The sequence below is a fragment of the Fodinibius sp. AD559 genome (assembly GCF_052712805.1).
Genome location: NZ_JBQPVW010000002.1, coordinates 342847 through 367058, shown reverse-complemented (window position 1 = coordinate 367058; position 24212 = coordinate 342847). Strand labels below are relative to the sequence as shown.

Here is a 24212-nt window from a genome sequence, read left to right as displayed (position 1 = left end):
TCATGGAACGTATTTCAGTCAATAATCAAGAATATGCGGTACAGGCACATCAGCGAGATCAAAGTCTTCCTTGGCTATTGATGCTGCACGGTTTTATGGGCGATCATCGCGTTTTTGATCACCTTATCAATGATCTTTGCAAATCCTGTAACCCCATAACTGTAGACTTGCTCGGACACGGAACATCTTCCAAACCTACCGATCTATCACGTTATAATGAGGGCAATCAAATTGAGGATATTGTCGGTATCATTCAGACAAAAAATCTCTCTCCACTCTTTTTGTACGGCTATAGCATGGGCGGACGATTAGCACTGAAAACGGCTTTAAACAATCCATCACTGTTTAATGGATTGATTTTGGAAAGCACGAATTGCGGCATTTCAGATCCTCAAAAAAGGAAGGAGCGACAAAAGGTAGATGCGACGAGAGCCCGACAAATCAAAGAAGACTTTGAACAATTTTTAGCAGATTGGAGCACACTCGATCTGTTCAAATCGTCCATACCTGTGGATAAATCTCTTGCCCGAAAATATCAACAGATACAGCTCAAACAATCTCCTGATGCCCTGGAAACTTCCTTATACGGATTCGGAACCGGAAGCATGTCCCCCGTTTGCAAAAAACTACCAGCGTTGGATTTACCCGTGCTCTTGCTGGCGGGATCGGCCGATGAAAAATACCAGAGGATCAATCAATATTTGGCAGAGCAACTTCCAAATGCTACCTTTTCGTCTATTGAGGCAGGACATCGTGTCCATCTTGACAACCCAACATTGTTATCTAACAGGGTGAATGAATTTTTGAAAAATTTATAAACAGGATTTCTTAATACTTATTACTCAATACTCACTACTACCATGAACTGGAAAACCGTCAACGAATACGAAGATATCACATTTAAGAAATCAAATGGCGTAGCGCGTATTGCCATCAACCGACCGGAAATCCGCAATGCCTTTCGTCCCAAAACCCTTTTTGAATTACAGGATGCTTTTCTGGATGTGCGTGAGGACTCAAACATCGGCGTAGTCCTTCTTACGGGCGAAGGTCCTTCTCCGAAAGATGGGAAATGGGCATTCTGCTCCGGCGGCGATCAGAACGTGCGCGGCAAAGCCGGATATAAAGATGATGCCGGAACACCCCGGTTAAATGTATTGGATTTACAGCGTCTCATCCGCTTCATGGGCAAAGTTGTTATTTGTGTCGTTCCCGGCTGGGCCGTGGGCGGCGGTCACAGCCTGCATGTGGTCTGTGATCTCACTATCGCCAGTAAAGAGCACGCCATTTTTAAGCAAACTGATGCCGATGTAGCCAGCTTTGACGGTGGATTCGGCTCTGCCCTGTTGGCCCGACAAGTGGGACAAAAGAAGGCGCGCGAAATCTTTTTCTTAGGTCGTAACTATTCTGCTCAGGAGGCTTATGATATGGGTATGGTGAATGCCGTTGTTCCTCACGATGAGCTCGAAGAAACGGCCTACCAATGGGCGCAGGAAATCCTTGAGAAAAGTCCCACAGCAATCCGTATGATAAAGTATGCCTTTAATCTTGTGGATGACGGCATGGTTGGTCAGCAGGTGTTCTCCGGTGAAGCTACGCGCCTGGTCTATATGACCGACGAGGCCGCTGAAGGACGCGATGCCTTTCTCGAAAAGCGCAAACCAAACTGGGATGATTATCCGTGGATCGGATAGATTATTAACACTTCACATTTTCTTAAAACAAAAAGCCTGCCCCTCAAAGGGCAGGCTTTAAATTTAAGTTAAGTCAAAATTAGTTAACGATAATTCTATTATTTATGGTGACAACACCCGGCGTATACAACGCGGCATCAAAAGCTGCATTTTTGGCAATCATCGTTCTAACTGTTCCGTCAAGTGTAACTACACCATCTTCTACTCTAACATCGATATCATCCGCATTCACGTGAACATTGCGTTCTAACGCATTTACAATGTCTTCCGCTATATTTTCATCGATGTAATTTTCAGTTGGTACAACACCTAGATTATTGGAAACCTCAATAACTCCATTGATGTCAGAGACGTCGTTTTCAGCAGCTACTTTTTCCCAATAAGCATTCACGGTTCCTTCCAGAGTTATCCATCCTTGATCAACATCCACATCAATTTTGTACGATTCGAGATCACTATCAAAGCTTAGTGACCTGATCGCATTTTCCCGGATTTCAGAATCTGAGGGAACCGTCTTGGACTCTGGGAATTCAACTTTAATGTTATTATTAACTGAGACAACTCCATCTACTAAGTGGGCATCATTATAAGCTGCGGTTTTTGCAGTTATAGAGGGTACACTTCCCTTAAGATCCACACTTCCACTATCAACGGTTATGCTGATATCTGACGCATCGATTCTGGCATCCCATTGTAATTGTTTAGTTATATCAACTTTTATTTGTTCATCTGTACTCATAGTAATGTAAATTTTTACTTTTGTTTTCAGTTTACATTATTTAACAATTTTTATATTAAATAAATTTCGAAATATATCTTTATATATATTCTTATATCTATTTTATTTTTAAATTGGCTTTAGTAGGCTTAGAAAATTCCTTTAAGGCTAATCTCAAATTAAACTTTTCGACTATCGCGTCGCCCAGGATCTGTAATAAAACACCTTGCTAAAGTGATACTCGTTTCTGGCTCCACATTTCAAACGTCTTAAACAGATGCTGAAATAAATTCAGCATAACACTATCCTGTTTTATAGCGAATAAAAAAAGCCCGCTACGTAACGCAGCGGGCTTTTGAAATTAAGGTATTTAGTCTTGACAGTTTTTTATGAACAACCGGTGGTTGATCCACAGGTAATGCACTTCTGACAGGTTCCATTACGGACCATCGTCATACTACCGCACTCGGGACAAGAGTCGCCGGTATAACCCAGCTCCTTGGCCTTTTCGTAGTCGCTTTGATAACTATCGTCATCAGCAGCGGCTTGTGCCTGCTTCGTCGGCTGTGATTCTACCACGGTTTCCGGTTGATCTGAACTGTCACTGCTATCAGATTGTTGCTTACTATCTACCTTATCAGCTTTTTCTTTGGCCTGTTTTTCCTCTTCAGAAGGGCGCATTTTACGGGTCATTACCTCTTCCGCCGGAACATGAGCCAAATCATCGCGACCGAGATAGGTCACTGCTAATTCACGGAAAATATAGTCGATTACCGAAGTCGTCATTTTTACATGTGGACTTCCACTGACCGTTCCGCTTGGCTCGAACTTGGTAAAGGTAAAGGCATCCACGAATTCTTCGAGCGGTACACCGTGCTGCAAGCCAAGTGAGATAGCAATGGCAAAGCAATTTGTCAGACTTCGGAATGCAGCTCCTTCTCGATGCATATCAAGAAAGATTTCACCGAGCTGACCATTTTCATATTCACCGGTTCGCAAGTACACGCTCTGTCCACCAATCTTCACCTTCTGGGTATAACCATTTCGGCGACTGGGTAAGCGTTTACGCTCAGCCACATATTTATGAACAATCCGCTCGGCTGTTTCGACAACCTTGTCTTGCTCTGCCCTTGTTTCTTCATCGAGATCTTCTTCGTCCAGATCCTCAAAGACATCGCTGAGGCTATTCAGCGGCTGACTTAGCTTGGAACCATCACGATACAAGGCATTTGCCTTCAGCATCAGCTCCCAGGATTGCATGTACGCATCCTTAAAGTCTTCAACCGTAGCTTCATTCGGTAGGTTAATCGTCTTCGAAATTGCCCCCGAAACAAACGGTTGCGCGGCGGCCATCATGCGGATGTGTCCACCTGGCTTAATGTATCGCGTACCGATGCGTCCACAGCGGTTGGCGCAGTCAAAGACCGGCAGATGCTCATCTTTCAAGTGTGGAGCCCCTTCAACTGTCATCGTACCACAGACATAATCGTTGGCCTCCTGAATCTCCTCTTTGGAGTATCCAAGATGCTTGAGGATATCAAACTGAGGATTCGCCAGCTGTTCATCAGAAAGACCGAGCTCTTCTTTACAGAAGTCTTCGCCCAGCGTCCACTGGTTAAAGGCAAACTTGATTTCAAAACTGCTTGGCAGCGCTTCTTCAATCGCTTCAAGCTGTTTGTCATCGAACCCTTTTTCGCGGAGACTTTCCTCATTAATATGGGGACAGCCATCCAGCGAGCCATGACCTTTGGCATAGTTAATAATTTCCTCACGCTCCTTGGGACTGTATCCAAGATTCTCCAGTGCTTTCGGCACACATTGATTAATGATCTTAAAGTGTCCGCCACCGGCAAGTTTCTTGAACTTAACAAGCGCAAAATCAGGCTCTATTCCCGTTGTATCGCAATCCATCACCAGACCAATCGTTCCGGTTGGCGCAATTACGGTAACTTGTGCATTGCGATAGCCATGCTTCTCTCCCATTTTAACGGCTTCGTCGGAATCTTCACGAGCAGCCTTAAGAAGGTTATCGGGACATTCATTTGCATCAATACCCATCGGCTTAACAGTCAGATCCTCGTACTCATCGGGATCCACATTATAAGCCGCACGTTTATGATTTCGAACAACTTTCAGCATCGGTTCTTTATTGGCCTCGAATCGCTCAAAAGGTCCAAGCTCTTTAGCCATTTCGGCACTTGTCTTATAAGCATTCATATGGATGATGCTCATCAATCCACCGGCAATAGCGCATCCTTCATCACTGTCATACGGCACGCCTTGCACCATCAGTGCTGCACCTAAGTTGGCAAATCCAAGTCCGAGCGTACGATACTTGTACGATAGGTCTGCGATCTCTTCGGATGGGAACTGCGCCATCAGTACGGAAATCTCCAGCACAACCGTCCACAAACGAGAAGCGTTACGTAGAGACTCAACATCAAATTCCTTGCACTCGTCCGTCTTAAAATACTTCATCAAGTTCAACGAGGCCAGATTACAGGCCGTATTATCGAGGAACATATATTCTGAACACGGATTACTTCCGTTTATCGGGCCGTCATTAGGGCACGTGTGCCACTCATTAATGGTATCGTGATATTGGGCTCCCGGATCGGCGCATGCCCAAGCAGCATTTGAGATCTGATCCCAAAGCTCACGAGCCGGCATTGTTTTATGAGGCTCGGGCTCGCGTCCTTCTTCAGCAGCCTTCCGCTTCTCCGTTCTCCAATAAAGATTCCATTCGTCATCATTTTTGACGGCTCGCATAAACTTATTGGGAATACGAACAGAGTTGTTTGAATTTTGTCCACTTACCGTACGATACGCCTCGGAATCCCAATCTGTATCATAGGTATCAAATTCCAGATCGGTATACCCTTGCGCGGCCAGCTGTACAACACGCTCAATATAATTAAGTGGTACCTGATCTTGCTTCGCTTCCTTAATGGCTCTGCCGAGCTCTTTGTTTTTCACGGGATCACGACTGACTGCACCATTGAACGTACGCCCGTCAATTTCTACCGGCTTATTGCAGAGCTTGATAATTTTCTTAAGATGCTTTTCCAGAATTTTGGATCCGGCAACCATAGAAGCAACTTTTTGCTCTTCCCGGACTTTCCAATTTACATATTCTTCAATATCGGGATGATCAAGATCCAGCGTTACCATCTTGGCTGCGCGCCGTGTGGTACCGCCCGATTTAATCGCGCCGGCTGCTTTATCCCCAATTTTCAGAAAACTCATTAATCCGGATGATTTTCCGCCACCGCTCAACGGCTCTCCTTCACCGCGGATTTTCGAGAAGTTACTCCCTGTTCCGGATCCGTACTTAAACAGACGCGCTTCACGGACCCAAAGATCCATAATTCCGCCCTCATTAACGAGGTTATCATCAATACTCTGGATAAAACAAGCATGCGGCTGCGGATGTGAATAGGCATCATCAGATTCGGTCAATTCTCCTGTTTTTCCATCTACATAGTAGTGACCTTGCGCCGGACCATTAATCCCATACGCCCAATGCAAACCGGTATTAAACCATTGGGGACTGTTTGGGGCCGCCATCTGATTGGCCAGCATATAACTAAGCTCGTCATAAAAAACCTTCGCAGCTTTTTCAGAATCAAAATAATCATGTTTCCATCCCCAATACGTCCAGCAACCTGCAAGACGATGAAATACCTGGCGACTGTCGTACTCCCCACCATAATAATCATCTTCATCAATACCTTCTTTTTTCATCGCCTTCTCATCGGCTTCGGAACGCTGCAGCCATTCTGGCACCCCTTTTTCTTTTACTTTCTTTGTAATCTGGGGGACGCCCGCCTTGCGAAAATATTTTTGAGCAATAACATCAGTAGATACCTGCGACCAAGTTTCAGGTACAATCAACTCTTCCATTAAAAATACGGTCGATCCATCGGGATTTTTTATCTCCGACCTCCGGCTCTCAAAATTCATATCTCCAAATGGATTGTCCCACTCCTCTTGTGTATAAGATCGTGTAAATTTCATAAAACTAACTCCGGTTTACTTTAATAGTTTTTGACTTAAATGGTAGGCTCTGAAAAAGCACTGAATCATCTCGTTTTCTTCTAATTAAATATAAAGGAATGCCACTATGGAACAAGCCAAAAAGCTCAAAACTTTTCCACAAAATGCATAAGTTATCCACAATAGATCACAGAATTTGACAGGGAAATTGCAGACTTTTTTATCCGCTATAAGAAAAATTGTGGATAACTTTTAACAAGTTTGTAAATGAGGGTCAAAACTCAACCTGAAAATACTTTCAAAAGTCCCATCTATTACTGTACTATAAATTTCAATTTATCCCAATAAAAAGGCCTCCTCTCATCAGAAATCATGAAAGGAGGCCAAAATCATTTGTGTAATTTTGATTCTATAACTGATACTGCAACTTGATAAAGTACCCACGGCCCCGGGTATTATACCCGTTAATCTCTTGGTAATTGGTATCAAAAAGATTCTCAACTTTTAATAACGCAGATAGATTATCCATAATCGAATAACTCACCGTAGCATTAGTTACGTTATAACCCGAAATATTATTACGATCAAGGGCTCCATACGGTCCCAAGCTTGCACTGTAATAAACATCATCTCTGGATCCAACAAATCTGGAATCCACCTTGAATCGCAGTTTATCAGTAGCTAAATACGATGCGCTGATAAAGGCATTGACCGATGGACGTCGGGTTAAGCCATCAATCTCTTTTTCTTCGGTTACATATGCTCCACTCTCATATATTTGCACGTGATTTCCTCCGGTATAAGCCGGATCAATATCATCCGGTGAAAACGTTACTGTAGATCTGATAAGCGATATATTTCCTTGTAGGCTAAGCTTGGGTGTTACTCTGGCTGAGGCCGACGCTTCAAGCCCTGAAACCTGCTGCTCGGAAGCATTAATATACGTATCACCGAGGTAGTCCGAATCAGGAAAGCTTGCACTTAAATTTTCGATCGCGGTATCGCCGTTCCACAAGTACACATATTCGATTACATCGGTTACTACTGTTTTAAAAGCAGAGAGTTCAAAAGAAAACTGATTGCCAACATCCTGCTTCCATCCAACCTCATAGGATATCGATGATTCGGGATCCAGGTTTTCGTTACCACGGTTTGTATAACTACCCGCACCTTGTGACGGCGAATAAAGTTGATAAAGTGAAGGGGCATTAAATCCACTGGTAACAGCACCGTATAAAAGCGTGGACTCTGTAACCTGAAGTTTAGGATTTATCTCATAAGTAAAGTGAGAGCCAAACTCATCATGATGGACCAGTCGTCCTCCTAATCCTAATGTGAATGACTCTAACTGATCGGCAATTAATCCTCCATTAAGATTGGACTGGGCATACCCGTTGTAGATAATTTCCTTTAGGCCTAACGAATCCAAGTCGGTTGTCGATTCATATACTCCAAATTGCGACCGGCTATAAGTATAATTTCGGGTAGACATTGTTTGCCGTGAGGCGGAAACGCCGGCAACAAATCGAACATGATTCCCGTCTATAACGGCCTTCAATTCATTTTCCCAGAGTGAACCCTCGGCATTTAATTCTGTATAAATCCCATCATACGTACCGCTGGGACTTACAAGTGATGAATCATTTACGAAATCTCTGTTTAGATCTGAGTAGGCGCCCTGGAATCCTATAGCTACCTGATCTGATAATTCCATACCGCCCCCAAAATTAAACAGGTCACGCTCAAATTCCGTATAGGCATTACTATCATCCTGATAAGCACCCTGATCGACATCACTGCGCTGATCGACACGTCGATAAGATGCATACAAATCATATTGATCAGTTGAATAACCAAGCTTACCCACCAAATCAAGTTTATTAAAATCATCTTGATCTTGTGGATTAAAAGTATTGGTGCTGGATAGCGTATCAATAGTTGCATCCAATCCATTAGTAAGTTGAAAGTTGGCACCTAAATTCGCGTACCAGCCACTATCTGTGGTATAATTAGCAAAAAGACTATTCGTGGTGGAATAAGTGCCTTTGCCAAATCGTCCGTGTTTGGTTTTTGCGTTTACGTTAAATCCTTCTGCGCCCTTCTTTTTTGTAATAATATTAACAACTCCACCAATAGCTGAAGAGCCGTAAAGCGTACTGTGTGATCCCCGGACAATCTCGATTCGCTTTATACCAGTAAGCGAAAGCTCCGAAAGATCAATAGAATTATTATTGGTAGAGGGGTCGCTGATTCGAACGCCGTCAATCATTACAACTGAATGATTGGAATTGGCGTTACGGATAAATCCCTGCTGCAGCGAGCCGGGCGTTTGCCCCGCTCCAATCATATGCACACTCTGTTGTTGTGCCAATAACCCACTGACATTTGTATAAACAGCATTTTGAATATCCTTCTGCGAAATAACAGTAACATTGCGCCCCACCGACTGCGGGGACTGTTCGTATTTACTGGCACTAATTATAATTTCGTCCAGCTCATAAATTGTGCTGTCGGATTCTATATCGCTTTGCTGAGCCAGCGTTGGCGTGGTTATCCAAAGAAGAGCCGTCAAGGCACACAGCCCTGAAAGTAATCGTTTAGTTGTGGTCATAATTTAGTATTTAGGTTACAAATGATGATTTATTCATCACTCGTACCTTTGGGTATCAAACTTGGAAGGTATAAATACGCTCTGATAGTCAGAAACGATATTTACTCTTCGCTTTTCTCCCGAAAGCTACGAATGCTGTGCGTTGGCAGGTCTTCTGGCTTGTTCCGCCTTTGACAACCTTCCCGTCCCATCCCGGTTAAAACCGAGAGAAACAGTGGTTCAAGAAAGATCAAAAGCTTATGGAACTCACAGCATCGGGGAATGCTCCGGATTTTCCCGAAATCTAATCGGGAGCACCGGATTCCCTTTTAATCCCATCCCAAAAATATTTCGAAGATGGGAACCAATGCACGAGCCGAAAATACGAGGTGCGTCGAATAAATCAAAACCTATTGGTGCAATTTCTTATTTTTTCTCAATCCACCTAACAGATCATTTATGGATGTATAACAATGTTCTTTCTCTTCTGAAATAATTTTCCACTCAAACGCTTTTTGTTTTGAACGAGCTTCAACCTGAAGAGGTGTTCCGTTATTTTCGACTACCTTATATCCCTCGCGCTCAAGTGCGCGCCGCGTCCAAAAAGTCGGTACAGCATCACCGGTCAAATAAATCGCCTCTTTATTTGGATTATGCAGCGTAAAGGAGCCGGTGCTACGATCAAAATCGAAGCTATCTTTTTCAAAAACGGATTCAAAGGTCCCATCCAAAACAAGATCTTCCGGCGTTCCCGTTATCACTTTCCCTTCACGGCTGATAAGCCACAAGGTATCGGCCGCTTTTAGGGCCAGATCCAATTCATGAGTAGACAACAAAATACCTTTTTGGGTCTCATGAGCCAGCTTTCGCAGTAACCGAATAATTTCTACCCGGTTCGGTAGATCCAGATGGGCTGTAGGCTCGTCGAGTAATACGGCAGACGTATCCTGGGCCAGCGCCCGGGCAATCATCACCTTTTGCCGTTCTCCATCACTAAGATGCAACACATCCCTATCGACAAACTGCTCAATCCCAGCCGAAGCAATAGCCCATTCCACAATCTCTTCATCTTTCTTGTTGAGTGATCCAAACCAGCCGGTATAGGGCGACCGTCCAAAGGCCACCAGCTCATAAACGCTGATATTCCCTATCGTAATACGGTCGGTCAAAACGGTACTTACTTTTTGCGCAATTTCTTTTACCGCAAGTTGATTTAAATTCTTGCCATTAAGTAACACCTCTCCACCCAATGGGTTATGCAGATCAGCCAACGTTCGAATCAAAGTAGATTTCCCTGATCCATTGGGACCTAACAGACATACAACCTGTCCGCCCTGCAGCACTACATTTATATCAGAGGCCACAACCGTAGGCGACTTCCTCCGCCCTTTTGCAGAAAACCCAATATCCAATTCCTTGGTCGATATGATAGATGACTGTTTGCTCATCAAAATGAAGCCTGCAAGTTTTTACGCTGGATGATTACCCAGATAACAACGGGCGATCCTACCATAGAGGTAACGGCACTAATGGGCAGCGTAGTTGTTGATCCCGGCACTTGCGCAACAATATCACACGCAAGCAATAAGATAGCCCCCATCAGTAAGGTGGCGGGAATTAACACACGGTGATCATTGGTCCCCATCAATGATCGAGTTAGATGAGGGACGGCGATGCCCACAAATCCAATAGGTCCACAAAAAGCGGTGATTCCTCCTGCCAACAAACTGGTACTCACAATAATCCAGATACGAGAACCAGAAACCGACAGCCCCATACTTCGGGCATAATTTTCTCCCAATAATAATCCATTCAACGGTTTTGAAAGTGCCATCGCAATTCCGCCCCCAACGAGTGTTACCACGGCCAATATCCACAGCTGATCAAGTGGTACCCCGCCAAGGCTACCAAACGTCCAAATGAGATAGTCCTGAATCTGCTCAGGTCGGCTAAAATACTGCCAAATACTAACCAGCGCAATCGTCAGGTTCCCAATCATCAATCCGATAATTAACAGTGTTACGTTGTCGCGAACTTTGATAGAAATAAGGAGGATCAATAATAGCACAGCAGCCGAACCCAAACTGGCGGCAATCACAATAACCCAACTACCGAATGCTGACAGTTGCTGAATAGCAAAAATACTGGTAATGGTTCCGCCAGCCAACATTACAATGGCTACACCGAGGCTTGCTCCTGCGGTAATACCCAGCACCGACGGGCCGGCCAGCGGATTGCGAAACAGCGTTTGCATAAGCAATCCACCTACTGATAACGCACTGCCTGCTAAAACAGCCGTTACGGCCCGTGGAATACGGATGTTAATTATAATTTTATTCCAAGCATCGCTGGCAGCTTCTCGCCCAACCAAAATTTGAACAATATCTCCCAGGGGAATATCTACCGATCCCAATGCTAAATTTACCAGCAAAAGTATTGCAAGACTGACAATCAACACTCCAAAATAAAGCGGACGAATCCCCGTCTTATGCCGCGGCGTTATGTCTGCAGTTTGATTCGTCATCAATCAATTTTCTGATAGTAATGGAACTGGTGATCGGGCAACAGCTGCGGATGGAAGATTTTAATGAGGTCAGCCAGTATTATTTCGGGATGGACCACACCTGACTCCCAAAAATCATTACCACCAGAGGAACTCATTCGCTTATTGTTATTATATATTTGACCTGTTTGAAACGGTTTGAAGTCCTTAAATCGAGAATCTTTTGCCAAGATATCCTCTTTTGAGTTTGCCGCACCGGGATTGATCCAAATATCTGCCTGTAATCCAATTTCATAAATCACTTCAAAACTCTTTCGCAATCCTCCGGTCTCATCAGAACTAAACCAAGGGTAATCGGCCCCGGCATCTCTCAAAAACTGAGCAGTAAAGCTTTCTCCGCCCGACACAAACCAGGCTCCTTTATAAGGCATATTATTGATAACCAATGGTTTATCATTTACGCCACTCACTTTAAACTTAAGACGATTATACTGTTTTGCTACCGCGCTAAATTTCTCATTGGCCAAGCTCTCTTTATTCAGCAGTGCAGCCAGAACTTTGACCCATTCCGCCTTGCCGAGCGGAGTTGTTTCCAGCCATTCCGAGTTGACCATCACATCAATATCGGAATCCATCAAAATCTTTACATTATCGAACTGTGAGGACTGTCCGCCGGAAATCATCAGCAAATCGGGATCCATCGACAATATTTTTTCCTTGTTCAGTTCTCCTTGCGGCAGGCTCACCAGTTCACCTTTCTCCAACCTGTTTCGAATATCCTCGCTGTAAACATAATCTGCCCCTACCATGCCGGTAATGATATCCGTCGCATCAAGCATTTTTGCCAATCCAATATGCGTCGTAGAAGTTGCTAAAAGATTGTTTATGGGGATAGGAATCTCCCTCGTATTCTCAACCTCTACTTCATTGGCAATGTTGCGCGGTACCAACGAATATCGAAGGGTGTCTACCTGATCCTGAAAGGGCTTTAGAATCTCCAACAATTTATAGTTTTCGTGATAGGTAATCTGAAATCCTTCCGCATATTCCGCATGCACAGAATCAGCGAATTGTACCTGTTCAAAGTTCTTTGAATGAGATTGGGGATCGGCATCTTTTTCAGGTCCACATCCACCAATCAAAAGAGATGAAATCAACCATCCCCCAAAAAGTATAGGTCTGAAAAAAAATCGTAAGCGTGTTCGTTTCATGGATTTAGCTTTTCCTCCGAAAGCTTGTTTCCGTCATCAATACCGGCAGGTCTTCTGGCTTACTCCACTTTCGACAACCTTCCCGTCCCTACACTTCTCAGGACAGTGGTTTATGAAGGATCAAAAGCTGTTGGAGCTTACAGCAGCGGGGACTGCTCCGGACTTTCCTCAAAATATTTGGGAGCACCGGATTCCCGTTTTAACTGTATCTCAAACGAAATACAGACCTGTATTGAATCAGTAAGTAAAAATTATATTCTGCATGTGATAATAACGGTATTAATATTGATAAGCCAATTTTGAATAAACTTGATGAAGAGCTCATATCAAAAGATTAAAGCATGTAATACGGCTTCCATTTCTGTATCACTCTTTTATATTACCATTCTAACTTTTCACTAATCTAATAACTGTTATGATCAAACGATTTGGCGCGCTTTCTTTAGGCTTATTCCTTGGATTTTTACTGGCTTTCACTTCCGTCCATTTTTTGGATGATGACATCACACCACAAGTTATTTCCGAAGCCTCGAAATTAATCGGGATCGACTTTACCCCGGCAGAACGGGATTCAATGATTACTGAACTTGAAAACAATAGAGAATCATATCAAAGCATCCGAGACCTAAAACTAGATAACAGTGTTCCGCCGGCGCTGAATTTCAATCCTATTCCACCGGGCAAAACGATCAACAAAACAGAACAACCGAACAATTGGAATTTACCGGAGGATGTTAAAATCCCAAAAAAGCGATCTGATCTCGCTTTTTATACCGTTGAAGAGCTCGCATCATTAATTAAACAACAGAAGATATCCTCTGTTGAACTCACAAAATTCTTTCTTGATCGCATTAATCAATACGACGATACGCTCGAGGCTATCGTTACTGTCACTGAAGAAATGGCTCTAAAGCAAGCCAAAAAGATGGATCAGGAACTTGCTAATGGAACCTATCGAGGACCGTTGCACGGAATTCCATATGGGCTAAAAGATTTATTTGCTGTTGAAGGATACAAAACCACCTGGGGAGCTACCCCTTACAAAGACCAACGAATCAACGAAACCGCAACAGTCGCTAAAAAGCTGGAAGAAGCTGGTGCAGTTTTAATAGCAAAAACAACCTTGGGTGCTTTGGCCTATGGTGACGTTTGGTTTGATGGCAAAACCCGCAATCCGTGGAATCTTGAACAGGGATCCAGCGGATCGTCCGCAGGTTCGGCAGCGGGTACATCAGCCGGACTCTTTCCCTTTGCTATCGGAACCGAAACATGGGGTTCTATTATTTCTCCATCCAACCGAACCGGAACAACCGGGCTGCGCCCTACCTTTGGACGCGTAAGCCGTCACGGCGCTATGGCATTAAGCTGGAGCATGGATAAAGTTGGTCCCATTACTCGTTCTGTTAAAGACGCCGCTCTCGTTTTTCATGCTATGCACGGTCCGGATGGAAAAGACCAAACAGTGTTTGATCTTCCCTTTAATTACAAATCAGATGTTGATGTCACTGATTTAAAAATCGGATATCTGGAATCTGCATTTAAAAGTGATTATGATAATCGGCAGCGAGACAGTCTTACACTGGCAAAACTCAAAGAGCTTGGGGCAGAACTCGTTCCCATTGAGCTACCGGATTACCCTGTCTTAGATCTCAGTTTTATTTTAACAGCAGAAGGGGCAGCCGCCTTTGATCAGCTCACCCTTAGCAACAAAGATGATGAGATGGTTCGACAAGGAAAATCAGCCTGGCCAAACCTATTTAGATCCGCACGCTTTATCCCGGCTGTGGAATATATTCAAGCAAACCGCGCCCGACAGGTACTTATCCAAAAAATGGATTCGGTAATGCAGCAAGTAGATATGTACCTATCTCCCACCTACGGGGATAATAACCTCTTGCTAACTAATTTAACGGGACATCCTTCTGTCATTGTTCCCAATGGTTTTACGGATGAGGGACAACCCACAAGTATCACTTTTATTGGTGAACTATTTGATGAGGGACTAATTTTAGGTGTTGCGCAAGAATATCAACAGGCCACAGATTTTCATACCAAACATCCCAAAATGTTTACTCAATAAATTAGGTAGAGGTAAAACATTCTTCTCTTTTGGCTGCGTGTAAATTACATGCAGCCTTTTTTATTTCTGATATATAACAACGGCTTCTCTCTTAAAAAACTCCGTAACATTTTTTCTGAACTGTCCGTAATGCAAAACAGATCGTTCTTAATTGGAAATCTTTCAAAATCAGAAAAAAATACATGAAGACGTTAACAAATTGGGTTGTTTTAGGGTCACTATTTTGCCTGTCGATTGCTGCCAGTTCTTGTAGTTCAGAATCACAGTCAAAAAATGTGAGTGACGAAGATTCCACTTCTGCTATTCCGGTTGAAATTGCCAAAACCACAAACGGCGATATTTCAGCTTATTATTCAAGCACAGCCACACTTGAAGCTGAAAATAAATCAACGGTAGTATCGAAAGTTCGAGGCATGATAACAGAAATTAAGGTCGAGGAAGGCGACTTTGTAAATGCCGAAGAGGTACTTGCCCAATTGGAAGATGAACAGCTGGAATTAGAGGCTGAGCGGGCCAAAGCTACGATGGATCGCCTGTTAAATGAGCTGAATAGAAAAAAAGAGCTATTTAAGAAAAATCTTATCAGTGCCCAGGAGTTTGAGAACGCCAAGTATGAGTACCAAGCTCAAAAATCGGAATACGAATTAGCACAACTAAAGATTAAGAACTCAAAAATTCGAGCTCCTATTAGCGGAGTTATCTCGGATCGACTTATCAAAGTTGGCAACATGATTAACACCGATCAGGAGGTATTTGAAATTACTGATTTCGATCCTATTCTGGCTGTTCTAAAAGTTCCGGAACACGAAATGTCGAAAATCCAGAAGGGTCAACAAGCCCTGCTCCAGGTCGATGCCATTAAGGACGAAACTTTTGAAGGCAAGGTGCTGCGTGTAAGTCCGACGGTGGATCCCCAAACGGGTACTTTTGAAGTTACCGTATTCATTCGGGATGAATCAAAACAGCTAAAACCCGGGATGTTCGGGCGCGTACGCATCGTATACGACACCCATCAAAATACCCTCATGATACCCAAGAGTGCTGTTATTGAGGAAGATGGTATGAGCAGTGTATATGTTATCAAAAACAATCTGGCTCACCGAAGGGACATAAATACCGGCTATTCCGACGGAGATAATATCGAAGTGCTTGATGGTTTAGCACCGTCTGATACCGTAGTCACTATTGGACAAAGTAGTCTTCAGGATAGCGCTTTGGTTGATATCGTATCCTTATAACTAACATTAGCTTATCATTATCTAAAGGGAATACACTATGAAATTGATTGACTTTTCCATCCGCCGCAAGGTAACCATTGCCATGTTTACCATAGGTATTATCCTTTTTGGGATGGTTTCACTCAGCCGATTGAATATTAACCTGCTGCCGGAACTCAGCTATCCTACGCTGACAGTACGAACCGATTTTGAAGGTGCTGCTCCCGCCGAGGTTGAAAATCTGGTAAGTAAGCCTATTGAGGAAGCCCTGGGCGTCGTAAAGAATGTACAGCAAGTACGGTCCATTTCTCGATCCGGGCAATCTGATGTTACGCTGGAATTTGCCTGGGGTACCGATATGGATTTCGCCAGTATCGACGTGCGCGAAAAGCTCGATGCCTTACAGCTACCGCTGGAGGTAGATCGCCCGGTTATCCTTCGTTTTGATCCCTCCCTGGATCCCATTATGCGATATGCTTTTTATATAAAGGATAAAGACCCAGACCAGCCCCAAAACGTTGATTATGCGAGTTATCAGGAAGAGGAATCAATTGCACGAATAAGCAAACTCAAACAACTGCGTCGATACGCCGATGAACAGATAAAGAAGGATTTGCAATCTGCACTTGGGGTTGCTTCCATTAAAATAAGCGGTGGATTAGAAGAAGAAATTGAGGTGGCTGTTAATCAGGATCGGATGTCGCACCTTGGAATTTCGATCGACCAGATCACACAAGTGCTCGGGGCTGAGAATGTAAACCTATCCGGGGGACGGCTGGAAGAAGGTACGCAACAATATCTCGTGCGGACGCTCAACCAGTTTCAATCTGTCGAGAATATCAAAGATGTTGTCGTTAGCAGTCAGGATGGTAATCCCGTTTATTTAAAAGACCTTGCCGAAATAAGCCAAGGCTATAAAGAGCGGGAAGCTATCACCCGGCTCAACGGTCAGGAAGCAGTAGAAATAGCTATATATAAAGAGGGCGATGCCAATACGGTCAATGTCGCCAATAATGTAGAAGCTCAGATGGAGAATCTCTCTGATCGTCTTCCCGAAGGGATGGAAATGACTAAGGTATTTGATCAATCTACTTTTATTTCTTCTGCGGTGAGCGAAGTTGTTGATGCCGGAATCATCGGCGGGATTTTAGCCATTATTATCCTGTACCTATTTCTTCGCAACCTCTGGGCAACCGTTATTATTTCTCTGTCCATACCGGTCTCGGTCATTGCCACTTTTAACCTGATGTACGGTAATGATATCACCCTAAATATCATGTCACTGGGCGGTATAGCACTGGGCATCGGTTTACTCGTTGATAACTCTATTGTGGTACTTGAAAATATTGCACGTCACCGCGAAATGGGCAAAAATCCTCTAAAAGCTGCCAGTGATGGCGCGGGAGAAGTAGGTATGGCTGTAGTTGCTTCTACGCTCACAACCATTGCCGTATTCTTTCCACTTGTTTTTGTCCACGGTATAGCGGGGCAACTTTTCCGCGATCAGGCGCTTACGGTAACGTTCTCTCTCCTTGCCTCATTAGTTGTAGCAATTACATTAATCCCGATGCTTTCATCTTTAGCGGGACGAGAAAAGTCAGAAGTTGAAAAGCCAAAACTGAAAGAGCCTAAAACAAAAGTAGGCCGATGGATGCGTACAGCACGAATCTTCACTTTTGAAACCATCCCAAGTTATATCGTTAAAGGTAGTTCCAAAGTCATCAGCATCATAAGCAAGGGAGCGATGTTTGTTTTAAATCCTATATTAAACGCTTTTGAAAAGTGGTTTGACTCGCTGGAAGATAAATATCCTGATGTTTTGCGATGGTCATTACGCCACCGCTTCGTGGTTATTGCTTTTGCCTTTCTGAGTCTCTTGGGATCGCTTATGCTGGTACCACAATTGGGGATGGAACTTATCCCCTCTCTTTCACAGGGAGAATTTAACGTAGAGTTCAATCTGCCCCCGGGAACCCCTATTGAGCAAACCGACCGCGCCCTCCAAAATGTCCAGCAAGCCGCTCGTGATATTGATCCTATTCGAACCACTTTTGCCGTGGCAGGAACCGGTAATCAGATGGATGCCAATCCCAACCAGGGAGGCGAAAACTGGGGGGAACTGAATGTTACCCTAACCAGCGGTGCGGGGCGATCTTTGGAGGAGAGTACTATGGATGAGCTGCGGACCGATTTACAGCGGATTCCGGGCTTAAACTACAAGTTTTCGCGACCCGCTCTGTTTACGTTTAAAACTCCGGTTGAAGTCGAAATATCCGGTTATAACTTGGATGATCTGAAAAAGGTCAGTGATCATATTCTCGATAAATTGTCCTCAAATGGACGCTTTGCCGACGTAAAATCTACCATGGAGCAGGGCAGTCCCGAAATCCAAATCACCTTTGATCGTCCAAAGGCAGCATATCTTGGCCTGCAGGTGCATGAAGTTGCCGATCTCATCGTCAGTAAAGTGCGGGGAGATGTTGCAACACGCTATTCCTGGCGGGATCAAAAAGTTGATGTGCTGGTCCGTGCTAAAAAACAGGATCGCTCATCAATCAAGGATATTCAAAATATTATTGTCAACCCAAACAGCGGATCTTCGGTCCCATTATCGAGCATTGCAAATGTAGAAGTTGCCACCGGACCGAGCGAAATCCGTCGGGCAGCGCAACAGCGCGTTGCAATTATATCAGCTAATTTAAACTACGGTGACCTTGCCACCGCTGCAGATGAAATTCGTACTATCATCAATGAAACAACAATACCAATGGGAATACAGGCGCAAGTAACCGGTCAAAACGAAGAGATGGCAGATTCATTCCGATCACTCCTTTTTGCCCTCTCCCTGGCAGTATTTCTGGTTTACCTGGTGATGGCTTCACAGTTTGAGTCGCTTCTTCATCCCTTTATCATCCTATTCACCATTCCACTGGCACTGGTTGGTGCTATTCTCGGTTTGTGGATTACCGGGTCAACAATCAGCGTCGTCGTATTTATCGGATTAATTTTGCTGGCCGGCATTGTGGTAAACAATGCTATTGTATTGGTAGATCTAATTAACCAGTACCGCGAGCGAGGGATGAATAAAATCAAGGCTATCCTTGAGGGTGGAAAATCGCGTCTTCGTCCTATTATTATGACGACGCTGACAACTACGCTTGGACTGCTCCCGTTAGCTATCGGATTCGGGGATGGCGCCGAGCTAAGAGCTCCGATGGCCATCACCGTCATCGCCGGTCTCATCATCTCGACCCTATTAACTCTCATCGTTATACCAACGATGTATGCAATTATGGATCGCAAAGTGTATAAGAAGCAACCGGCAATCGAACAATCAAATAAATAAAACGGAGGAACTGCTATTATGAAATTCACTGATCTTTCGTTGCGACGGCCGGTAACTACAATGATGATTTTTATCAGCTTTGTGATTATCGGAATCATTGCCAGCCGGATGGTGCCGCTGGAATATTTTCCCGATATCTCCTTTCCGGGAGCATATGTTTCTGTTCCCTATCAAAATTCTACCCCCGAAGAAATCGATCACAATATTACCCGGCCAATCGAAGAAGCTATTGCTACCATTAGCGGTATCGAACGGATAAGCTCAACATCCAGTGAAAATCAGGCCGGTATCTTTGTACAGTTTAAGATGGGATCGGATATCAGCCTTAAAGCGATGGAGCTCAAAGAAAAAATTGATGGTATTCGAAATCAACTTCCGGACGATTTAGAACGTTTTACCATCAATAAATTCTCCGCGCAAGATAATCCGATGATGAACCTGCGGATTTCAAGTGACCGTGACCTGTCAAACGCCTATGAACTGTTAAATCGCAACCTCAAACAGCGTATCGAACGCATACAGGGAGTAGCCCAAGTAGATCTTTACGGAGTTGAACAAAGACAAATCAGAATTGAGCTGATCCCCGAGCGACTCAAATCACACAATATTAATCTTAATGAGCTTGCTCAAAGGTTACGGCAAAGTAACTTTTCGGTAACCGCAGGAAAAGTTGAAGATGCCAGTAAACGCTATCTGGTACGTCCAACCGGAGAACTTACCAAACCCGCAGAATTTGCCAATCTCGTTGTCGGACCCGACAATCTAAGACTAAGAGATATTGCAACAGTTGGCTATGGTAGTCCCGAACGCGATTACGGTCGTCACCTTGACCAAAAATATGCCATTGGTCTGGATGTCTTTAAAGAGTCCGGTGCCAACACAGTGGAAGTTGGCGATCGAGTAATAGCTGAAATTGATGAAGTCAATAAGCTGCCCGAAATGAGGGGCATCAATATTTTTGAAATGCATAACCAAGCCACCGGAATAATCAGTTCGCTTACCGAACTATTTAAAGCCGGACTTTTAGGGGCCCTATTTTCTGTCGTCATCCTTTACCTGTTTTTGCGACGCATCAGTACAACTCTAATTGTAGCCCTGGCTGTCCCTTTTTCGCTGATTGTTACCCTTGGTTTGCTATACTTTATGGAACTTTCGCTCAATATTCTTTCCATGATGGGACTAATGCTGGCCGTGGGTATGCTGGTTGATAATGCGGTGGTAGTAACTGAAAACATCCATCGCAACCAAAATTTGATGGATGACAAAATTGAGGCCGTAAAACGTGGCGTCAAACAGGTGGGGATGGCTGTTACTGCAGGTACATTAACAACAATTATTGTATTCCTGCCCAACATTATCAGTGAAGATTCAATGATCGCCATTCAGCTTTATCATGTTGCCATTACGATTATTTTGGCGCTTACGGCATCACTCTTGATTTCACTCACAGTTATTCCCCTGCTGACATCCAAAATAGCACCACCCGAAAAGAAAAAACAAACAGATTGGGTTGATAGCCTGCAAAATTGGTATGGGGACATGCTCAGCTGGTTACTCAAGCGCAGATACCTGTCAGTAGCCCTCATAATGGGCATACTTTTAAGCGTTGCCATACCGATGAATGCCGTTAATATAGAAATGTTTGGATCCTCAGAATCTCGGGAACTCCGATTACATTACAATCTCAATGACACCTATACCCTCGAAACGGTTGAAGAATCCGTAACCCATATTGAAGAATTTCTTTATGCCAATAAAAAAGACCTCGAAATTGACGCAGTATACTCTTATTTCGAAACTGGATCTGCAACTTCAACCATCCTCTTGACGGATGAGGACGATGCTCAAAAAGATGTTACCATCATCAAAGAAGAAATCGAAAAACAAATGCCAAAAGTTGCCATCGGCGACCCCTCTTTTGAATACCAAGACCGTACCGGTGGTGAACAACTACGTGTCTTTGTAATTGGTGAATCTACGGAAGTGCTTGCAGATCTTGCTGAGGAGGTTGAGCGACGCTTACAAGACGTACCGGGGCTTGCCGATGTTCGATCAGAGGCCGAAACCGGGACCGAAGAAGTTCAAGTTCAAGTGAATAGAGAACGAGCGCGAAATATGGGGGTCTCCTCACAACAAGTGGCCAACCTGGTTTCTAATTCCATGCGAGGAATGAATTTACGCCGAGTCCGTGGCGAACACGGAGAAACAGATGTCGTTCTGGCTATTCAGGAGTCTGATCGAAAAACAATCGAAGACCTTATGCAATTGCCGATAAGTGTTGGCAATGGGGAATCGGTACAGCTGGCATCACTGGCCGATTATAAAATGGATCGCAGTCCGAGAACGATACAGCGAGAAGATCGACAAACATCATTGGGAATCACAATCAATCTTGACGGCATAACAATGGATAAGGCCCAAGAACGGATCTTCCCTGTTTTGAATCAAATTAATTATCCTTCAGGCTATGGATGGAGTAAAGGCCGTAGTTTTCAGCAGGATCAGGAAGCAATGGACGAAATGATTGTTAATATATTGTTAGCGATGTTTTTGATCTACCTGGTAATGGCTTCGCTTTTCGAATCGGTTCTATTTCCCTCCAGCATTATTACCTCCATATTTTTTGGAATCGTTGGAGTCTTTTGGTTTTTCTTTATCACTGGGACGACCTTCTCATTTATGGCGATGATTGGCATTCTCATTCTGATGGGTATAGTGGTCAACAACGGAATTGTTTTGATAGATCACATTCACCAGCTGAGAGAGATGGGATCATCCAGATTTGGAGCCATCATACAGGGCTGTAAAGATCGTATGCGTCCTATTTTGATGACCGCCGGGACGACCGTACTTGGGCTGGTTCCGCTCTGCTTTGGTACTACACAAATTGGCGGTGATGGTCCACCCTACTTCCCCATGGCACGAGCTATTGTCGGCGGACTTACTTTTTCTACTGTGGTTACTCTTATCATTTTACCGGCTATCTATCTCATCCTCGATGATGTGAAATTATGGGGAAATAGAGTCTGGCAAATAGGGCGAAGCAAATAATCCTGTAACAATACTCCGAGTTGCAGGTAATATCCCCGGTGCTTTAGAAGTATCGGGGATTTCTTTTATTTCAGATACCCAACAGATTGTTTACCTTCCTTTTTTTAATTAAAAGTAGTACAGTGAGCGAGATAACTTTTCAGGAAACCTTTAAAATAAGGGCATCAGAAATTGACTTTAATCAACAGGCCACACTGCCCGCCATCTGTAACTTACTTCAGGAAGTTGCCGGAAATCATGCCCGCGAACTCGAATTTGACATTACTGATCTGCAAAAAAATGAACTTACCTGGGTATTACATCGACTTCATGTGAAAATGGATAGTTTCCCCGATTGGAGAGAAACGATTACAATAAAAACCTGGCCCTCCAGTGGCGATGGGCTACGCGCTCACCGAGATTTTTTAATTATGGGTAAAGACAATAATATTATCGGCAGATCTTTAAGCTATTGGCTCATCATGAATATCCAGAGTCGTCGCCCCGCTCGTATCCCCCAAAAGATCCTTGAGATGGCTCCTGATAATACCGATCACGTCCTTCCTGTCACTGATGCCAATTTTTCTGAATTAGATGAAGCGGACTATTCACAGCGATTTGAAGTTCGACAAACAGATCTTGATCTCAATCGACACGTAAATAATGTGCGTTTTATCGAATGGGCCCTTTCATGTTTACCAGACGATTCTTCAGTCAATGAAATTGACATACAATTTGTAGCAGAATCGGTTTTGGGAGATACTGATATTGCAGAAGTTAAAAAGCATTCTGCTAACTCGAACACCCAATATTTCCATCATCAAATTCGAAGGGCATCAGACAATAAAATTTTAGCCAAAGCCATTTCCAATTAAAAATGCCCGACACTCTAAAAGTATCGGGCACTCAGAATAATTTATATTTCGCTCAGTAGAATATTATCCCCAATCGGGAGCAAAACTTGGATTTACGAGACGCATTGATTTTTCAAGCTGATCAATACGTTCAAAATCTTCGTCTTCGAGAAAGAAATCGAAGACATCAAAGTTTTCGCGCAGATGTTCTTCGCTTGAAGCTTTTGGAATAGCAACAACATTTTCCTGTTCAATCAACCAGCGAAGAGAAATTTGGGCGGGAGATTTATCATACTTTTCAGCAATTTCTTGCAGCTCTTCATTCTCCATCACCTTGCCCTGTGCCAATGGACTGTATGCCGTAATCATAATATCATTTTCGATACCATAATCCAGTAAATCAAGCTGATCTATAAAAGGATGAAATTCAACCTGATTACAAAATATTGGAGCACGAATCTCTTCCTTCACTTTTTTAAGCAGGTGCAAGGGAAAATTACTGACACCAATATTCATCGCTTTTCCCTGGTCACGAAGCACCAGCATAGATTCAATCGTGGCACGCAGATCATACTGATCATTAGGCCAGTGAATCATAAGCAAATCTACATATGGAGTATCTAACTGTCGCAGCGTCTCCTCTGTAGATTGAAGCACATCATCAGCTTCGAGATTCGTATGCCAAATTTTTGTACTTAGAAAGATATCTTCGCGAGGAACATTTGAAACGTTTAGTGCCTCAGCTATCGCCTGCTCATTTTTATACATTTGTGCAGTATCAATATGTCGATAGCCGATATCAAGCGCTTTCCGTACTATTTGTGAACACTCTCTGTCGTGAAGTTTGTATGTTCCAAGACCAATTTCGGGCACTTCAAGACCCTGAATATTTTTATATTGCATTTGTGTTAAAAGGAGTACTCCATTATTGTTAGAATTAAAGTCACTTTTTCAACAGTTTAATATACTGTAT

The 24212-nt window shown here is 43.6% G+C and carries 14 protein-coding genes and 2 riboswitches; of the genes, 7 read left to right on the top strand and 7 right to left on the bottom strand.

The window, feature by feature from the left end:
- Window positions 1-2 precede the first annotated feature (2 nt).
- Both menH and ACQ4LT_RS04565 read left to right on the top strand, forming a co-directional pair.
- Window positions 3-818 carry a 2-succinyl-6-hydroxy-2,4-cyclohexadiene-1-carboxylate synthase gene (gene menH / locus ACQ4LT_RS04570; RefSeq protein ID WP_445664838.1) on the top strand — a complete coding sequence of 272 codons (816 nt, stop codon included), beginning with the start codon at window positions 3-5 and terminating at the stop codon, window positions 816-818.
- 42 nt (window positions 819-860) lie between these two features.
- Window positions 861-1694: a 1,4-dihydroxy-2-naphthoyl-CoA synthase gene (locus tag ACQ4LT_RS04565; protein WP_445664837.1), complete on the top strand. Its 834-nt coding sequence runs from the start codon at window positions 861-863 to the stop codon at window positions 1692-1694.
- A gap of 79 nt (window positions 1695-1773) precedes the next feature.
- On the opposite strand, the gene ACQ4LT_RS04560 is transcribed toward ACQ4LT_RS04565, so the two are convergent.
- The 6 genes from ACQ4LT_RS04560 to ACQ4LT_RS04535 form a co-directional block, all read right to left on the bottom strand.
- Complete coding sequence (locus tag ACQ4LT_RS04560) at window positions 1774-2433, bottom strand: BON domain-containing protein (RefSeq protein ID WP_445664836.1); 660 nt, start codon at window positions 2431-2433, stop codon at window positions 1774-1776.
- Between the two features lie 366 nt (window positions 2434-2799).
- On the bottom strand, window positions 2800-6429 hold the full coding sequence (locus ACQ4LT_RS04555) for a vitamin B12-dependent ribonucleotide reductase (RefSeq protein ID WP_445664835.1): 3630 nt from the start codon (window positions 6427-6429) through the stop codon (window positions 2800-2802).
- Window positions 6430-6817: 388 nt separating this feature from the next.
- Complete coding sequence (locus ACQ4LT_RS04550) at window positions 6818-9019, bottom strand: TonB-dependent receptor plug domain-containing protein (protein WP_445664834.1); 2202 nt, start codon at window positions 9017-9019, stop codon at window positions 6818-6820.
- A gap of 127 nt (window positions 9020-9146) precedes the next feature.
- Window positions 9147-9382, bottom strand: a riboswitch (cobalamin riboswitch).
- Window positions 9383-9408: 26 nt separating this feature from the next.
- Window positions 9409-10446 (bottom strand): ABC transporter ATP-binding protein, encoded by a 1038-nt coding sequence (locus ACQ4LT_RS04545; protein WP_445664833.1) that lies wholly within the window; start codon window positions 10444-10446, stop codon window positions 9409-9411.
- Window positions 10446-11522, bottom strand: coding sequence for an iron chelate uptake ABC transporter family permease subunit (locus ACQ4LT_RS04540; RefSeq protein ID WP_445664832.1), 1077 nt, complete (start codon window positions 11520-11522; stop codon window positions 10446-10448). The genes ACQ4LT_RS04545 and ACQ4LT_RS04540 overlap by 1 nt, the downstream gene beginning before the upstream one ends.
- On the bottom strand, window positions 11522-12712 hold the full coding sequence (locus ACQ4LT_RS04535; RefSeq protein ID WP_445664831.1) for an ABC transporter substrate-binding protein: 1191 nt from the start codon (window positions 12710-12712) through the stop codon (window positions 11522-11524). The genes ACQ4LT_RS04540 and ACQ4LT_RS04535 overlap by 1 nt, the downstream gene beginning before the upstream one ends.
- A 27-nt stretch (window positions 12713-12739) precedes the next feature.
- A riboswitch (cobalamin riboswitch) is annotated at window positions 12740-12958 on the bottom strand.
- Window positions 12959-13127: 169 nt separating this feature from the next.
- On the opposite strand from ACQ4LT_RS04535, the gene ACQ4LT_RS04530 reads away from it, so the two are divergent.
- The 5 genes from ACQ4LT_RS04530 to ACQ4LT_RS04510 all read left to right on the top strand — a co-directional run bounded on the left by ACQ4LT_RS04530 (window position 13128) and on the right by ACQ4LT_RS04510 (window position 23260).
- On the top strand, window positions 13128-14792 hold the full coding sequence (locus ACQ4LT_RS04530; protein ID WP_445664830.1) for an amidase: 1665 nt from the start codon (window positions 13128-13130) through the stop codon (window positions 14790-14792).
- Between the two features lie 182 nt (window positions 14793-14974).
- Window positions 14975-16030, top strand: coding sequence for an efflux RND transporter periplasmic adaptor subunit (locus ACQ4LT_RS04525; protein ID WP_445664829.1), 1056 nt, complete (start codon window positions 14975-14977; stop codon window positions 16028-16030).
- A 37-nt stretch (window positions 16031-16067) separates the two neighbouring features.
- On the top strand, window positions 16068-19355 hold the full coding sequence (locus ACQ4LT_RS04520; RefSeq protein ID WP_445664828.1) for an efflux RND transporter permease subunit: 3288 nt from the start codon (window positions 16068-16070) through the stop codon (window positions 19353-19355).
- A gap of 18 nt (window positions 19356-19373) precedes the next feature.
- Entirely contained in the window at window positions 19374-22406 is a 3033-nt protein-coding gene (locus ACQ4LT_RS04515; protein WP_445664827.1) for an efflux RND transporter permease subunit, read from the top strand.
- Between the two features lie 122 nt (window positions 22407-22528).
- Window positions 22529-23260, top strand: coding sequence for an acyl-[acyl-carrier-protein] thioesterase (locus ACQ4LT_RS04510; protein WP_445664826.1), 732 nt, complete (start codon window positions 22529-22531; stop codon window positions 23258-23260).
- Between the two features lie 63 nt (window positions 23261-23323).
- Here ACQ4LT_RS04510 and ACQ4LT_RS04505 read toward each other — a convergent pair whose 3' ends face one another.
- Window positions 23324-24142, bottom strand: coding sequence for an aldo/keto reductase (locus ACQ4LT_RS04505; protein ID WP_445664825.1), 819 nt, complete (start codon window positions 24140-24142; stop codon window positions 23324-23326).
- Window positions 24143-24212: the final 70 nt, after the last annotated feature.

What these genes read in the sequence shown, in the direction of transcription:
- ACQ4LT_RS04560 (WP_445664836.1), bottom strand. Translation starts at nt 2,433, where the DNA reads ATGAGTACAGATGAACAAATAAAAGTTGATATAACTAAACAATTACAA.
- ACQ4LT_RS04505 (WP_445664825.1), bottom strand. Translation starts at nt 24,142, where the DNA reads ATGCAATATAAAAATATTCAGGGTCTTGAAGTGCCCGAAATTGGTCTT.
- ACQ4LT_RS04550 (WP_445664834.1), bottom strand. Translation starts at nt 9,019, where the DNA reads ATGACCACAACTAAACGATTACTTTCAGGGCTGTGTGCCTTGACGGCT.
- ACQ4LT_RS04535 (WP_445664831.1), bottom strand. Translation starts at nt 12,712, where the DNA reads ATGAAACGAACACGCTTACGATTTTTTTTCAGACCTATACTTTTTGGG.
- ACQ4LT_RS04525 (WP_445664829.1), top strand. Translation starts at nt 14,975, where the DNA reads ATGAAGACGTTAACAAATTGGGTTGTTTTAGGGTCACTATTTTGCCTG.
- ACQ4LT_RS04530 (WP_445664830.1), top strand. Translation starts at nt 13,128, where the DNA reads ATGATCAAACGATTTGGCGCGCTTTCTTTAGGCTTATTCCTTGGATTT.
- ACQ4LT_RS04520 (WP_445664828.1), top strand. Translation starts at nt 16,068, where the DNA reads ATGAAATTGATTGACTTTTCCATCCGCCGCAAGGTAACCATTGCCATG.
- ACQ4LT_RS04545 (WP_445664833.1), bottom strand. Translation starts at nt 10,446, where the DNA reads ATGAGCAAACAGTCATCTATCATATCGACCAAGGAATTGGATATTGGG.
- menH (WP_445664838.1), top strand. Translation starts at nt 3, where the DNA reads ATGGAACGTATTTCAGTCAATAATCAAGAATATGCGGTACAGGCACAT.
- ACQ4LT_RS04555 (WP_445664835.1), bottom strand. Translation starts at nt 6,429, where the DNA reads ATGAAATTTACACGATCTTATACACAAGAGGAGTGGGACAATCCATTT.
- ACQ4LT_RS04515 (WP_445664827.1), top strand. Translation starts at nt 19,374, where the DNA reads ATGAAATTCACTGATCTTTCGTTGCGACGGCCGGTAACTACAATGATG.
- ACQ4LT_RS04565 (WP_445664837.1), top strand. Translation starts at nt 861, where the DNA reads ATGAACTGGAAAACCGTCAACGAATACGAAGATATCACATTTAAGAAA.
- ACQ4LT_RS04540 (WP_445664832.1), bottom strand. Translation starts at nt 11,522, where the DNA reads ATGACGAATCAAACTGCAGACATAACGCCGCGGCATAAGACGGGGATT.